This is a genomic window from Ruegeria atlantica, assembly GCF_013033965.1.
Lineage (GTDB): Bacteria > Pseudomonadota > Alphaproteobacteria > Rhodobacterales > Rhodobacteraceae > Ruegeria > Ruegeria atlantica_D.
On record NZ_WQFE01000001.1, the window covers coordinates 708148 to 722476 of the forward strand.

Below are 14329 nucleotides of genomic sequence, written 5' to 3' on the forward strand. Positions count from 1 at the left end.
TCACTGCGTCGTAATCGAAGAAATGAGACTGCTGTTTAGCCGACCTTGACCCCTGAGCGCCTGGCGCAGAGAGTGTCTAAAAATCAGGAGCTCCATTCATGTCACTTGAATTCTTATTAACTTCATTGGTTGTCGTATTACTGCCTGGAACTGGGGTGATCTACACTTTGGCAATCGGCCTCGGTCGCGGATTTAAGGCAAGTGTGGCTGCTGCTGTTGGATGCACCCTTGGAATTCTACCTGCGGCTGTCGCCAGTATCATTGGTTTAGCCGCGCTGCTTCATACCAGCGCTTTGGCGTTTCAAGTCATTAAGTATCTTGGGGTCGCATATCTATTTTTCATGGCTTGGAGAATTATGAAAGATGACACCGTCATGGAAATGCCCGAAGATAAGAGCCAAATCGGGTATCTGCGCATCGCGACAACAGGAACCTTGTTAAATGTTTTGAATCCCAAATTGTCCCTGTTCTTCTTGGCATTCCTTCCTCAGTTCATTTCCCCTTCAGCGCCAAACGCAACAGCTTCGCTGATCTGGTTGGCGATTTTGTTCATGATGATGACCTTCATTGTTTTTGTCGGTTACGGCGTGTTTGCTGCTTATGCACGTGAGTACGTAATTCGCCGTCCCGATGTTATGAAGTGGATCAAACGATGCTTTGCTGGGACATTCGGATTTTTAGGAGCCAAACTCGCTATCGCCAACTGAAGCATTCGGTCAATATGGGCTCGCTTTGGTCCTCGGATGAAGCGCGGCATCACACTAGTTTTAAGCGTCTATGACGGCCCATTCCGGACCTTGGCCACCATGTTCGTTCGCTGCGGTGCAGCTCGACAAAGCCGCCATTCGTTGTCTCAGCAATCTCACTGGATGCAAGAACGACACTCCGCAAATTTTACGGAGGCTTAGGCGGTTGAGTTCTGCGTTTCCAAAACGGATGAAATAGTCGATCAACTTATCAAAACTCAATCCGCAAAAACCTGGGTCGCGTTCGCAATCAAGGAAGTACTCCCAAATACTGCTAAACGGCACCCGGCCTGAGCAATGGCCGGGTGGAGTGTCAATTGGGCTTCAGGCTATGGACATTCCGAATGCTTCCAGCTGATTCACCAAGGCGCTGTTCGCCTCGTCGATAGAGTTCCAGTCATCTGCTGTGAGGTTACCGAGGTTCAGGTCTTCTGCCTGAATACCCTGGAGCGTCACCGTATGACCGCCGTTTTCGACGACTTCAAACACCAGATCATCACCGTTCTCGCTGACTTCAACGTTTCCTTCACCGAGTGAGTTGAAATCCAGCACGTCCTCGCTTGCATTGAAACCGATGATCTCTGTCTTCACACCCCAGTTCCAGGTAAGCTCTACAACATCGGCACCTGCAGCGAATGAAACGGTGCCTGTTGTTTGGTCATCGTCTGTATCCATGGTTCCGCCATCTGTGACACCACCATTGTTAGTACCTGAAGAGCTTCCGGTAAGATCACCGGTTCGGGTCTGATAGCCGTCGGTCGTGGCTCCAACAGGTGCCTTTGGCGTTAGCAACACGGTGCGATCAACCAGAGTCACATCGTTCTGATCAAAACCAAACGGGACCTCCAGATTGTCTTCCATCACCTGATCATGGTGAAATTCAACCAATCCGGGGATTAGGTCAGCCTTGGAGACGCCCGTCAGAGTCACGCTTTGTCCTGTCGGCAGCGATGAAATGACCAACCCCTGGCTGCTATCCTCAACATTCAGGCGCTCACGCGTACCAAAATACAAGAAACTGATCTTCATTGCGGCTGGGTCGAAACCGTCGATCACCTCATGCACACCATATTCATGGCTGCGGATATAGATCGTATCAGCATCGCGCGGACCGACGCCTTGTTCCCAGCTGACAACGGCCCCCATGTCCTGCCGGAAATGTTCGTTGCCAACGACACCGAAATCTTCGATCGTTACATCCTGGTAAGTCACGCCCTGTACGATCTGGGCCGCATCGGACCAGGGGCTGTCGATCACGATCTCTCCTGTAGATGATTTGGTAACAATCATGCCGTGTACAGACGTTCCGCCGAAATCCAGTTGATCCGTGCCGGGGCGGAACCCGGTTATGTCGTCGGCGTTGCTGTCTGTCCGGAATTTAACGCCGCCCGTATCCGTTGTACCGGTTGTGGCGGGCGGGTTTGAACCATCGGCGTCGTAGCTCAGCTCATAGCCTTCACCGACACCCGGAGTGACAATGATTTGACCCAAGGCAGAGGATACTTCGTTCAACACGGCTTGGTCCGTGATCGAGAAATTGCCTAAATCCAGATCAGCCAGTCCAAAGCCGGTGAATATTATTTGTTTCGTCACTCCGCTTTCGGTCAGCTCAATACGGACAGTTTGACCAAGAGCATCACCGCTTTCTTCAAAGATCGCGAAACTATCGGCTGAGATATCCGGGTCAATTTCAATGACGTCACCCATCGCAGGCATGAAGCCATCTATCTCCTGCGCGTCTGATGCGAGGCTTAGTGTGACATGCATATGCTGATGGCTGTGACCATTGCCATCGCCGCCGGGGTTCGTCCCGTGCGACCCCACCATGCTGAGAACCTCAGTCGCTGCAGTGCTATCCAGGATTGTAAAGTTGGCGGGGCTCAGATCCGCCAGAGTCACGCCGCTCAACGTGGTAGATTGGTTGTTGGATGGGATCGCAAACACAACGGATCCATCAACTTCTCGAACGTCCAGCGCATCTGCGCCCACCCATGAGATGAAGATCGTATCGGTCTCCGGATCAAAATCCGGGATCGTCACGTCCGTGCCCCAAGCCCAGGTTATGACCACATCCGCCGTACTTTCCGGGGCGTCGGCGGTTCCGTTGCCGGTCGGAGCGGTCGGTACCGGCGGCTCGAGGGGTGGAGAGACATTTCCGGTGCCGCTTCCACCTCCGGTATCCGTTAGCAAGATACCATCGGTATAGACCTTGATGGCGTCCCCTACCGAAGGCGCGTCGTAGCCGCCGAATTGATTGATATAGCGCAGAATGGATGTGCCATATTCATCAGTTGACACATTGCCGCCCTGCAAAAGAGACAGAGTTCCCCATGCGCCGCGCAAATGCGCCGCCGCCATAATCCCTGTCATGGTAAGGGTAACAGTCACCTCTTGCCCGTTATCGATATAAATCCGGGTCGTGCCGAGGTAGTCGCTCAGGCTTTCGCCCTGATAGCCCAAACCGGTTTCGATTACCTGAAGGTTATAGCCAAAGGCTTCCTGTATTGCGCGCTCCTGCGCGGCTTCGGTGGTAAAATCGTCAAGCGAATTGACACCGTTCTTACCGGTCCAGTTTCCATCCCACGTGTTCGAAGCTGCCCCGTTTCCGTAATAGACATCGTCCGTGTAATACCCCAGATCGATCAATAGAGCTTCGCCGAACTGATAGCCGACAAACCCCAACGAATTCATAGAGCGATAGGACATGGCGTCCCACTCGTCGCTGCTCAGATCTGACCAGCTGGAATAGTTTGGATAGAAATCTGCAACCACCCCACCGGCCCATTGGTCTAGTTGCCAATCCTGAATGACGCCGGCTTCATAGCGATCTCGATCCCAACCAGATTCAAACGCACGTAAGGCGTCGCGAAATTCTTCATACGTTCCATTACTCATTTGAACTAGACTCCCATCTTGTCTTTGCTTCAGCCTAAATTTTACGGCTTTCTAAGCCCGATCACCTCGGACCCAACTTGCGTAACAAGTTAGAAGTTCGGGTTTCGTCAAAAGTTCATTAACGAATTAATCTGCGCGGATGCGGGCCCAGACCCATCTTTTGATGCGCTAAAAAACGCCGTAGGTCAGTGGGTTAAAGCAGAGATTGAGCAAGAGAACGGCGCAATTGCGCGAGTCTTCGCCAAATTTAGAATGCCGCAATAATTAACTTTGCATCCTTACCAGATCGAATTGTTAAGAATGCCTCATCCGAAAACAACGGCATTGCTGCATCGGGGCGCAGAATATACCGCGCGATTCAAGCCGTGGCCAAATCAATGATTGATGACGGCCTGATCGGTGCCGACTGTCTTAGGTCGTTTTTGTTTTCTCTCTGGTTCATGACAGAAGCAGAGGCACGTCACGCTCTTGAGGAAAACTCCGAATTGAAGGATGTGTTTGAAATCTGCCAGATCAGTGTGGAACCTGCTCCACTCAAGGCTGACGATATATTCAAAGAGCATATCGAAGATCCCCATACCTATGCCAAGAAATATGTTGGGTACATCCGGGCCTTTGCTGATTCCACTTTGAGAACGCAACTATTTGCGTCCCAAATGCGACAACTCTGAAATCCTCGAACAGCTTATGGACGAATTCTACAATTATCTCGCGCTTTTGTATCAACGTGAAGCAAGTAAATATGCGTGTGAGATTTGGCACCTTGTCGTTGTTCTACGCAGAAATTAGGCTGGCATTCGCTCGGCGAGCGTCAGTCGGCTTTGTCGGCTGAATTCTGCTCTAACAACGCTCGGTACTTTTGTTCGACGAACGGCCATTCCTGCCGTTGGCCAATTGGTCAAGATGCTGCTATTGCAGCCCGCATTGCCGCCATTCGCCGCAACCGCAAAATCTGGGTAGGGTCGAACTTACAGATCGCGGACCAAGCGGTCATTCGAACTTTTCCAACAAGATCAGTTATAGGATGCTTAGCGGGCCTTGAACCGGTTTGATTCCACCAAAGCGCTGGACATGTTGGCTTCGGCGACGGGTTTCTCCACAAATTTTGCATCTTCGCTTGGCAGGTCATTGAAGGATGATTTGCCGCTAATCAGAATTCGATCTGACTGAGGCAGGATTTTCTGCGCGCGTGACAATACGTCTAAACCAGTCCGCGATCCGCCGAGATCGAAGTCGCTGACAACCAGATCGAACAAGCTTGTGTTCAATGCACGAATGCCATCATCTGCTGTGCTAAACATCTCCACCTCGTAACCAAGGCTTTCCAATACCTTTGCTGTCACTCTCCGATCGCTGTCGTTGTCATCGACCAGTAGTGCTTTCTTTCCTACGTAGTTTTCTTTCGACAATCCTTGATCTCTAGCCAACGGCAGTGAAAGAATGACATTTGTGCCTTTGCCTTCCTGGCTGTCGATCTCGAGCCTGCCGCCACTTTGATTGATGAAGCCGTAGACAATCGAAAGACCCAGTCCTGTTCCACCAGCTCCAGCGCGGGTTGTGAAGAATGGCTGAATAGCTTTGGATCTGACACTGGCAGGCATCCCTGATCCCGTATCTGAGACAACAATTTCCGCACTGTTGTTGGGACCTTTGGACAGGTTGATGCGTATTATTCCGATGTCTTTGATGGCGTTGTTGGCATTCAAGACGAGATTGAAGACTGCGGATTCCAGTTGCCCTGGATCTGCACGCACGTGCAAAGGAACGTCAGCGCGGACAATATCCAGTTCAACTCCTGGCTTGAGCCCGATTTCGACCAAGTCAACCATCCCTTCAACAAGGGTATTCAGATCGAAGATTTCTGGTGAAAGTGGTTGTTTGCGCGCGAATGCTAACAATCGGTCAGTCAATGAGGTTCCATAGTCCAGTGCATTCTCAATCGCATTCAGGTTGTCCGTTTCGGCCGGGATTTCTTCTCCCAATAAATGGGCATGCGTTCGGATTGTCGCTAGAACGTTGGCAAAATCATGCGCTGTATCACCGGCAAGTTTCCCGAGGAGTTCAATGCGATCGATCTGTTCCACGCGTTCAGCAACGTGTCGCTGTTCCGTCACATCCGAGATCAGCCAAACCCGTCCTTCGTCAGGCAGGCGGCTGACCCTAATTTCAAGGATTTGTCCGTCGTTGCCTTGTAGAACCAAATGCCCTCGATGTTTTATGTTCAGTTGCGCAGCATTCGCGGATGCTCCGAACGTGGATTGAAACAACCAATCAACTAAAGACCCCTTAATCTTTTCGGCTGAGAGAATTCGACCAAGAGCGGGGTTTGAGGCGGTGAGTTTTCCAGTATTATCGGTGATCGCAATCCCGTCCGTGATGTTGGCAAACACCTTTTCGAAGAGGGCATTTCGCTGATCGAGCAGTTTGTTGGAGCGGTCCAATCGTAGTGCATTTGCTCGGAAGTTCCGGAAAGAGCGAAACAAATCCCCGATTTCATCATCACCCCCAAGCTTGCGCGGCAAGACACTGCTTCGATCCCCGTTGGCCAATCGCACCATAGCCTCCGAAACACGTCCGATGTTGAAGGCCACGTAACGAGAGACATAGAGCGCGGCGACCAATGCCAAACCAAGGGCGGCAAGGCTGACGATAGCGACAAAAATACGTGTGAATTGGATCGTGTTGGAAGAGGAACTGCGCTCTTCCGTCAACGTGGACTCGGCGCGGTTTGCAAAATCCGCTGCAAGCTCGTTTATGCCATTGGCGTCACGTCGAATGCGGAACATGGCGTTTTGCGCATCAAGGTTAAGACCCAATTCATCCCTTCGCAGTTCGAAGATGCCAGTTTCCCCATAGACGAGGGTGTCAAGGCTGTGCAGGAATTGAGTTTGATCCGCTGTCTTCGTCGCGCTTTGCGCCAACGTCCCCTGCCGTTGGTAGTGTCGCTGCTCCTCACCGACACCGATCAGATTGCTCGCATATGCCGCATTCAAAGCATCAGCATTCATGCTTTGCAAGGTCCACCATGTCAGGCGCTCCGCGGTCGCAATACTCTGATCTTCAATGCGATCCGTGACGACCTCACGCAAGGTGCTGAGTTCTGCAATGCGCGCACGGACAAGAGACTGTACCCGGTCAAGCGATTGGGAGGCTTTTACCAAATCAAGGATACCAACTTCCATTGCCGCGGTAAGATCAGCCAAGACCGTGCGGTCAGGCTCTGATGTTGAGGAAGATGGCCATTCTTCCCGAACCCGCGCCAATACATCGAGAAGCTTTTCCCCTTCCTGTTGGATCAGGAAGTTCGAGCGTTGATTAAGCAGATATGGCGCAGAGGTCGCCAAATCCGAGGACCGTTTGGAGAGATCGATTGCTTGCGCGACCTGGCTGAGCGACTGAGTGTGCAGGTCTTGCAATCGATCATCAACCCTCTGAAGTGCGATCCAGGTCAGCATGCTGATGCAAATGATGGCGAGCGATAATAAGCCTAACGCAGTCCAAAGCCGTCCTCGCACCGACCGCGGTAGAAATGACATCAGATTGAGTTCCGATGTGGATCAGTGACGAAGATGTAACCTTGCCCGCGTCGTGTTTGGAGATGCACTGGTTTGGATGGGTTCTCTTCGATTTTGCGCCTTAATCGTAAAATCAACACGTCCACAGTCCGATCTACATATTTTGAAAGATCACTACCAAGTTCGGACAGCAACTCAACTCTCGGGATGATTTGGTTTGGACGGCTCAGAAAGTATTCAAGCAGGCGGTATTCCGCGTTTGTGAGCGGAATTTCCTGGTCAGTTTCATCAAAGAGGATGCGTTGCTTGTGATCCACGCTCAGTCGCCCAAATGTGTTCCGCCCAATATCGCTTTGTGTCGTGGATATCTGATCGGAATTGCCGTAGCGACGGAGCACGGCACGGATTCGAGCGATTAGCTCGCGTGGATTAAACGGCTTCAACAAATAATCATCGGCGCCGATCTCCAGCCCAATTATTTTATCCGTCTCGTCACCCTGTCCAGTTAGCATAACAATCGGCAGGTCTTTTGTCCGGCGGATGTCCATTGCCAACGTGAGACCACTCTCGTCGTTTAGCTGAAGATCAATCAATACCAAATCCAGAGAAGTTCTTTTGTCCGCATCGTGGAACTCAGAAATATTCGCCATGGGGACTGGTTCGAATTGGTTCTCAGCCAGCAACGCAACAAGCGCGTTGCGCATCGACGCTTCGTCTTCCACAATTCCGATTTTTGGCAGCGACACACAAAGTCTCCTTCCTCACACCTTTCTAGCACCAAAGCCGTACGCGCGTCGCAAGCCTTTTTGTTTCGAATATTTCAATGCTGAGCGTCGGCTGTAACATTATTAACCAAACGCCTGCGCACTTGTAATTTTGTTCATATAGGTTGTGTGTCCCCACGATGAGCCGCCCCTTACCAATAGACCTGCACCCTAGCGCGGAGGAGCGCAGGGCATACACCAAACTCAATGGGAGGAATAAATGAAAAAGTTAGGAATGGTGTCCGTGGCCGCGCTATTGGCATCCGGTGCAGTGGCTTGGGCTGATGAACTCAGCCTTGTATGTAGTGCAGAGCAGGATTGGTGTGACTTGATGGTCGCCGCGTTCGAAGCGGAAAACCCGGACACTGATGTGCTGATGGTTCGAAAATCGACGGGTGAAACGCTGGCCCAGGTACGAGCCGAAGCGGGCAACCCGAAGATTGATGTTTGGTGGGGCGGCACCGGTGATCCGCATTTGATCGCCGCCGAGGAAGGCCTGTCGCAGGCCTCTGGAGTGGACACCAGCGAATTGCTTGGCTGGGCTCAGAACATGGCTGAAATCTCCCGCGGCAAGACAGTCGGGATATATGCAGGTGCATTGGGGATCGGCTACAACGCGGATATTCTCGCCGAGAAAGGCATTGAACCGCCGCAATGCTGGGCTGATCTTGAAGACTCACGATTTGAGGGAGAAATTCAGGTTGCAAACCCGAACAGCTCCGGCACAGCATACACCGAATTGGCGACATTTGTTCAGCTCTTTGGCGAAGACGAAGCGATGACCAAACTCGCTGCTGTCGGTAAGAATGTGAATTCTTACACCAAGTCAGGTTCTGCTCCATCGAAAGCAGCTGCACGTGGCGAAACTGGAGTGTCCATCGGCTTCATGCACGACATGGTGAAGCTTGCATCGCAAGGCTTTCCGCTGAAAATTGTCGCCCCGTGTGAAGGCACGGGTTACGAGGTTGGTGCGGTCTCGATCATCGACGGTGCGCGTAATTTGGTAGGTGCTAAAAAATGGGTCGAGTTCGCGCTGAGCGCAGAGGTTCAGTCGCGCGCGCCTGAGGTTGGCTCATTCCAGGTTCCGTCAAATTCCAATGCTCAAGTGGCTCCGGAATCGCCGGATTTGGCATCAATCAAGTTGATTGACTACGACTTTGCAACCTATGGCTCCAGCGAGACGCGTGAACGACTGCTGGCCCGTTGGGACTCAGAAGTCGGTGATCCGAACCCGCAGCAGTAACGTCTCCTCCCCGTCGCTTGACCGAAACTGACCTGTCGAGCTGACACGGATGCCCTGCTCTGCGGGGCATCCCCCAATTTTCGCGAGAATACACATGAAAAAGACAGTTCTGATATGGCTGGCTATCGGGCTAGTCAGTTTTGTGCTGCTGCCTTGGCACATGACAGAAGATGGCCTCTATGACGCGACTTGGATGACAGATGGCGTTGCCGCAACCGGCCTCTTCAGCATTCTAGCTGGTCAATGGTGGCTTGCACCGGCGGGCCTTGCCATTTTGGCTGCAATTGTCATTCAGCTTGCCATCGATGAACCGGTCAAGCGAGCGCGCCTTACCCTTGGAACAGCGGTTGCAGGGCTGGCCTTCATCGCTCTGCAAGGTTTGATCATCGTTCGTGCTGGCCCACGGATTTTCGAGACCCTTTTCGTAAGCGAAGCAGTTATGGCCGGACAACCCGGCATGGGTGCAGGCGCTGGAATATGTGCACTGGCCCTCCTGTTTGCAGCGACGATTTCACTATCGCAATCGGACAAAGGCCAAGGTGACGCCTTTGTTGTCAGCACTATCGGACTGATTGTGGCCCTCGTCGCGATCTTCGTCTTCTTCCCTGTCATCCACATTTTGGTACGTGCCTTTGAAGTGGACGGCGGGTATTCCCTGACAGAGTTTTTCCCACGCTTCTTCAGTAGCGATATCTGGGACTTGAGTTGCTTGATCAGTAATCGGTCCTGTGGCGTTGGCATAAACTCGCTATTTCTGGCCGTCATGACAGGCGCAGGCACAACGCTACTGGGTTTGTCTTTTGCTCTGATCTTCACCCGCACCGATTTTCGCGCAAAGAAGCTTCTGCGGGTATTAACGGTACTTCCGATTATCACACCGCCCTTTGTGATTGGTCTGGCCCTGATCCTGCTCTTCGGTCGCACAGGTACAATAACTGAGTATTTCGCGGACCTTCTTGGTTGGGAGGCCACGCGCTGGCTCTATGGCTTCTGGGGCATTTATTTCGCACAACTTCTGTCCTTCACGCCTATCGCATTCCTCGTTCTGATCGGGGTCGTGCAAGGAGTCAGCCCGAGCATGGAAGAAGCGTCGCAAACCCTGGATGCTAATCGTTGGCAGACATTCCGCTTTGTCTCGTTGCCGCTGATGCGTCCGGGTCTTGCGAATGCGTTCCTGCTGGGCTTCATCGAAAGTCTGGCGGATTTCGGCAACCCACTGGTCTTGGGCAGTGGCTACAGCGTGCTTTCGACGGATATCTATTTTGCCATCGTGGGTGCGGTTGCAGACCCGGCTAAGGCCGCCATCCTGGCTATCGCCTTGCTGACACTCACGCTGACCGCCTTCATGGCGCAGCGGATGTGGCTCGGCAAAAAATCCTATGCTACGATCACAGGCAAAGCTGATAGCGGGCAGAATGCCAGCCTAAACCCAATACTCAAATGGGCGTGTTATTGCACGGCGTTGCCTTGGGCCGCGTTCACGTTGGTGGTCTATTCCATGATCATCTTCGGCAGCTTTGTGAAACTCTGGGGTATCAATCACGGCTTTACATTTGATCACTACATCCGCGCATTTGGAATTGACTTCTCTACTGGCAGATTTTCGGGCGTTGCCTGGGATAGCTATTTCACAACGTTAACGATTTCGTCGATTGCAGCCCCGCTAACTGCATTGGTCGGGCTTTCGACTGCCTACCTTCTGGTGCGGCAAAAGTTCTGGGGCAAAGACGCGTTCGAGTTTTCGACCATGCTCAGCTTCGCCATCCCCGGCACGGTTATCGGTGTGAGTTACATCATGGCCTTCAACTTCCCGCCGATTGAACTAACCGGTACGTCCATCATCCTGATCATCGTCTTTGTCTTCCGCAACATGCCGGTGGGCGTGCGCGGCGGTATCGCGGCGATGAGCCAACTCGACAAAAGCCTGGATGAAGCATCCATCACATTAGGAGCCAACAGTTTCACCACCGTACGCCGGGTGATCTTGCCGCTTATGGGGCCCGCGGTTTTGGCTGCTTTGACCTATAGCTTTGTGCGGGCGATCACTTCTGTCAGCGCAGTAATCTTCCTGGTCAGCGCGAAGCACAATATGGCGACATCCTTTATCGTGGGGCGCGTGGAAAACGGCGAGTTCGGTCTCGCGATCGCCTATTCGGCTGCGCTGATCATCACGATGCTCGCGGCCATCCTTCTTCTTCAACTTCTGGTCGGAGTGCGCCGTCTGCGGCGCTCTGACCGCGTTCAACAAATCGCTAAGACGGCGTGAGGTAACAGCTATGACAAAAAAAACAGGTTCCGTTCGCTTCGAAAGTGTCGTGAAAAAATATGGTGAGGTGACGGCACTCAAAAAGCTCGATCTGTCCATCGATCCCGGCAAACTCGTTACATTGTTGGGGCCAAGTGGCTGTGGGAAAACCACAACCCTGCGTCTGATTGCTGGGCTGGAGATGGCCACAGAAGGAAAGATCTATATTGGCGGCGAGGATGTTACGCATTTGACTGCCACCTATCGTAAGGTCTCGATGGTTTTCCAATCTTATGCACTCTTCCCGCACATGACCGTGCGCGAAAACGTGGCCTATGGGCTCACAGTCAAGTCCGCACCCAAGGCTGAGGCTGCGCAAAAGGCAGATGAAGGTCTCGAACTCGTGGGGCTCGCCGGTTTTGGAGACCGTCTGCCCAGCGAGTTGTCGGGCGGACAGCAACAGCGTGTCGCCGTGGCCCGAGCCATCGTGCTGGAACCCGAAGTTCTGCTGCTGGATGAGCCCTTGTCGAACCTTGACGCCAAGCTGCGTCGACACGTTCGCGAAGAGATCCGCCAGATCCAACAAAGCCTTGGCTTGACGGCGGTTTATGTGACCCATGACCAGGAAGAAGCTATGGCGGTGTCAGACGATATCATCGTCATGAACAATGCTGAGATCGCCCAGATCGGCACGCCCAATGACCTATACGAGGCACCATCCTCAGCCTTCATTGCGGATTTTATTGGCGATGCGAACTTAGTGCCCTGCGATGTGGATGCGCTCGATGGCGCGATCGCAAGGGCTAGGGTCAATGGGCAAAAGTTGTCGGTCCCAAGCAATGGCATCCGAAAAGGGGCCGCCCAAATGGTTCTGCGGCCGCAGGCATTGACGCTGCAAAAACCAGACCAACCCGGCCTCGAAGGACAGATCAGCTATGCCGCTTATCTCGGAAAAGAGATGCAATACACGGTGGAAACATTGGTCGGATCTTTGTTTGTGATTGGTCCGGTCCAGGCACAGCCGTTTTTGCGAGGGGATAGCGTGTCTGTCGGCATCATCGAAGATCAAGCGCGTTTGGTCTCTGCTTAACATGCGAATTCCAATGTTGCAGGCCATTCTTCACCACCGAGGGGACGCGCGCAGTGTGTCCAGCGATCAGTGGTTAAACCTCTTCGATGCAGAGGAGTTTAGCGCAGCCATTTTTGATTGCGATGGCACATTGGTCGAAAGCGCGGAAGCGCATTTGGCTTCAATGCAATCCGCTGCGCAGGATCAAGGGTTGGACATGTCCGCCGACTGGTATCACACACGCACCGGGCTGGACCGACGCAGCCTGTTTCTAGAGTTCCAAGCCTCTACCCGGACCGCATTCGACATCGACCGGGCATGTCACGTGAGCATTGCTTGTTTCTCGGACGCGGTTTCTCTTGTGAGACCCATAACGCCAGTGTTGTGTTTTGCGAAAGCGTTGAGCAAACGAGGGATCTCATTGGCGGTCGCAACGAATGCGGAACGAAGCGTTGCAGAGCTGTCACTTTCAGCCGTAGGGACGAGGGGTCTTTTCGGCCATTTGATCAGTATCTCTGACGGCGTTCGGCCAAAACCTTCGCCAGAGTTATTCAAACTAGCGGCAAAACGTTTGGCGGTGCCTCAAAACGACGTGTTGGTTATCGAGGATTCACCGCAAGGTGTACAGGCAGCAATAGACGCGGGCATGAGCGTCCTTCAGCTTATCGATTAAAGCATGGGCATTTGATTACCGCCGTGGGCGTCTGGTATCGTCTATCCTCCGCCATTCCTTTGAAGCGCAGCATCGGTCAAGTTGGGCTCTCTGCCACCATTAGACCAGTCGCAGCAATTTCAGCGACGGCGTGCTTAGCGCTAGCAAGGACGGCCCTTAGAAGACATCCGTTTCAGTCGTTGATCCGGGACGCTGTCCGTACAAGCAGCTATTCGCTGCTAATGCAAGTCCGTTTGAATCCGCATCGAATGCGCCGAAAGGTCCGAAACCTCTCTTTGCGTTAATATCTGAATGCTACATGCAAAGGCTCATTTTTGCTTTGCAACGACATCCAAACCGATATCAAGACAGGGTGAGCTATGGGTGATCCAGCCCATGGAAATCAGATCGACCCCGGTTTCAGCCACCGTGCGCACGCTGTCTGGTGTGATCCCACCCGAGGCTTCGGCGATGGCTGTCCCATCAATCATAGCCACAGCGTCGCGCAACGTGGCCGGGGTCATGTTGTCGAGCAGCACGGCATCGGCACCGATTTCAAGAACTTGCTCTAACTGCGCAAGCGTATCGACCTCGATCTCAATCTTGACCATATGGCCGACCGTCTGCTTCGCCCTGGTCAGGGCCGGGACGACACCACCGGCAATGGCAATGTGGTTGTCCTTGATCAGCATCGCATCGCTGAGGGAATAGCGGTGGTTCATGCCGCCACCGGCGCGTACGGCATATTTTTCCAGCGTTCGCAGACCGGGGGTTGTCTTGCGGGTGCAGGCAATCGCGGCGCGCGTGCCTTCGACACGACGCACCAGATCAGCGGTCACACTAGCAATGCCCGAAAGATGCCCCAAAAAATTGAGCGCGGTCCGTTCGGCGATCAACAGGCTGCGGGACGGACCTTCGAATGTTGCAATCTCCGTTCCGCTTGCAATCGGGTCTCCGTCCTTCACGCGGCGGGTCACCGTGATGGCAGGATCAACCAGGGCGCAAGTCAATTCTACGCAGTCCAGACCGGCAACGCGACCGGGTTGTCGCGCGCAAGCCACAACCTCGGATCGGCGATCTGGTGGAATGACGGCGGCAGAGGTGACATCACCCGCCAGACCAAGATCTTCATCCAGCGCGCGGCGGATCATTGGCTCAAGCATTGTGCGGGGTAAAGGGGAAAGGGGCATAGCGGGCATG

At 53.1% G+C, this 14329-nt stretch carries 10 protein-coding genes; 6 read left to right on the forward strand and 4 right to left on the reverse strand.

Features of this window, described 5'->3' with window-relative positions; all coding sequences use genetic code 11:
- Nucleotides 1–98: 98 nt before the first annotated feature.
- Nucleotides 99–707 carry a LysE family translocator gene (locus tag GOW16_RS03460; protein WP_170410243.1) on the forward strand — a complete coding sequence of 203 codons (609 nt, stop codon included), beginning with the start codon at nt 99–101 and terminating at the stop codon, nt 705–707.
- A 363-nt stretch (nt 708–1070) separates the two neighbouring features.
- Here the strand turns inward: GOW16_RS03460 and GOW16_RS03465 are convergent, their stop codons facing one another.
- Entirely contained in the window at nt 1071–3641 is a 2571-nt protein-coding gene (locus GOW16_RS03465; RefSeq protein WP_170410245.1) for a hypothetical protein, read from the reverse strand.
- Between the two features lie 377 nt (nt 3642–4018).
- Between GOW16_RS03465 and GOW16_RS03470 the strand changes: the two genes are divergently transcribed.
- Nucleotides 4019–4312, forward strand: coding sequence for a hypothetical protein (locus tag GOW16_RS03470; protein WP_170410247.1), 294 nt, complete (start codon nt 4019–4021; stop codon nt 4310–4312).
- Between the two features lie 357 nt (nt 4313–4669).
- Here GOW16_RS03470 and GOW16_RS03475 read toward each other — a convergent pair whose 3' ends face one another.
- Nucleotides 4670–7096 (reverse strand): ATP-binding protein, encoded by a 2427-nt coding sequence (locus GOW16_RS03475; RefSeq protein WP_254429663.1) that lies wholly within the window; start codon nt 7094–7096, stop codon nt 4670–4672.
- Nucleotides 7097–7176: 80 nt separating this feature from the next.
- Complete coding sequence (locus GOW16_RS03480; protein ID WP_170410249.1) at nt 7177–7902, reverse strand: response regulator; 726 nt, start codon at nt 7900–7902, stop codon at nt 7177–7179.
- A 238-nt stretch (nt 7903–8140) separates the two neighbouring features.
- Between GOW16_RS03480 and GOW16_RS03485 the strand changes: the two genes are divergently transcribed.
- The 4 genes from GOW16_RS03485 to GOW16_RS03500 all read left to right on the forward strand — a co-directional run bounded on the left by GOW16_RS03485 (nt 8141) and on the right by GOW16_RS03500 (nt 13150).
- Complete coding sequence (locus tag GOW16_RS03485; RefSeq protein ID WP_170410251.1) at nt 8141–9163, forward strand: ABC transporter substrate-binding protein; 1023 nt, start codon at nt 8141–8143, stop codon at nt 9161–9163.
- 94 nt (nt 9164–9257) lie between these two features.
- The gene (locus tag GOW16_RS03490; protein WP_170410252.1) at nt 9258–11429 is read left to right on the forward strand and encodes an ABC transporter permease; all 2172 of its coding nucleotides are present in this window, start codon (nt 9258–9260) and stop codon (nt 11427–11429) included.
- Between the two features lie 10 nt (nt 11430–11439).
- Complete coding sequence (locus GOW16_RS03495) at nt 11440–12498, forward strand: ABC transporter ATP-binding protein (RefSeq protein ID WP_170410254.1); 1059 nt, start codon at nt 11440–11442, stop codon at nt 12496–12498.
- 13 nt (nt 12499–12511) lie between these two features.
- The gene (locus tag GOW16_RS03500; protein ID WP_170410255.1) at nt 12512–13150 is read left to right on the forward strand and encodes an HAD family hydrolase; all 639 of its coding nucleotides are present in this window, start codon (nt 12512–12514) and stop codon (nt 13148–13150) included.
- 308 nt (nt 13151–13458) lie between these two features.
- Here GOW16_RS03500 and nadC read toward each other — a convergent pair whose 3' ends face one another.
- Nucleotides 13459–14328 carry a carboxylating nicotinate-nucleotide diphosphorylase gene (gene nadC, locus GOW16_RS03505; protein WP_254429664.1) on the reverse strand — a complete coding sequence of 290 codons (870 nt, stop codon included), beginning with the start codon at nt 14326–14328 and terminating at the stop codon, nt 13459–13461.
- Nucleotide 14329: the final 1 nt, after the last annotated feature.

Excerpts from the sequence above, each read along its gene's own strand:
- GOW16_RS03500 (WP_170410255.1), top strand. The coding sequence starts at position 12,512 with ATGTTGCAGGCCATTCTTCACCACCGAGGGGACGCGCGCAGTGTGTCC.
- GOW16_RS03470 (WP_170410247.1), top strand. The coding sequence starts at position 4,019 with ATGATTGATGACGGCCTGATCGGTGCCGACTGTCTTAGGTCGTTTTTG.
- GOW16_RS03490 (WP_170410252.1), top strand. The coding sequence starts at position 9,258 with ATGAAAAAGACAGTTCTGATATGGCTGGCTATCGGGCTAGTCAGTTTT.
- GOW16_RS03460 (WP_170410243.1), top strand. The coding sequence starts at position 99 with ATGTCACTTGAATTCTTATTAACTTCATTGGTTGTCGTATTACTGCCT.
- GOW16_RS03485 (WP_170410251.1), top strand. The coding sequence starts at position 8,141 with ATGAAAAAGTTAGGAATGGTGTCCGTGGCCGCGCTATTGGCATCCGGT.
- GOW16_RS03465 (WP_170410245.1), bottom strand. The coding sequence starts at position 3,641 with ATGAGTAATGGAACGTATGAAGAATTTCGCGACGCCTTACGTGCGTTT.
- GOW16_RS03475 (WP_254429663.1), bottom strand. The coding sequence starts at position 7,096 with ATGCTGACCTGGATCGCACTTCAGAGGGTTGATGATCGATTGCAAGAC.
- GOW16_RS03495 (WP_170410254.1), top strand. The coding sequence starts at position 11,440 with ATGACAAAAAAAACAGGTTCCGTTCGCTTCGAAAGTGTCGTGAAAAAA.
- nadC (WP_254429664.1), bottom strand. The coding sequence starts at position 14,328 with ATGCCCGCTATGCCCCTTTCCCCTTTACCCCGCACAATGCTTGAGCCA.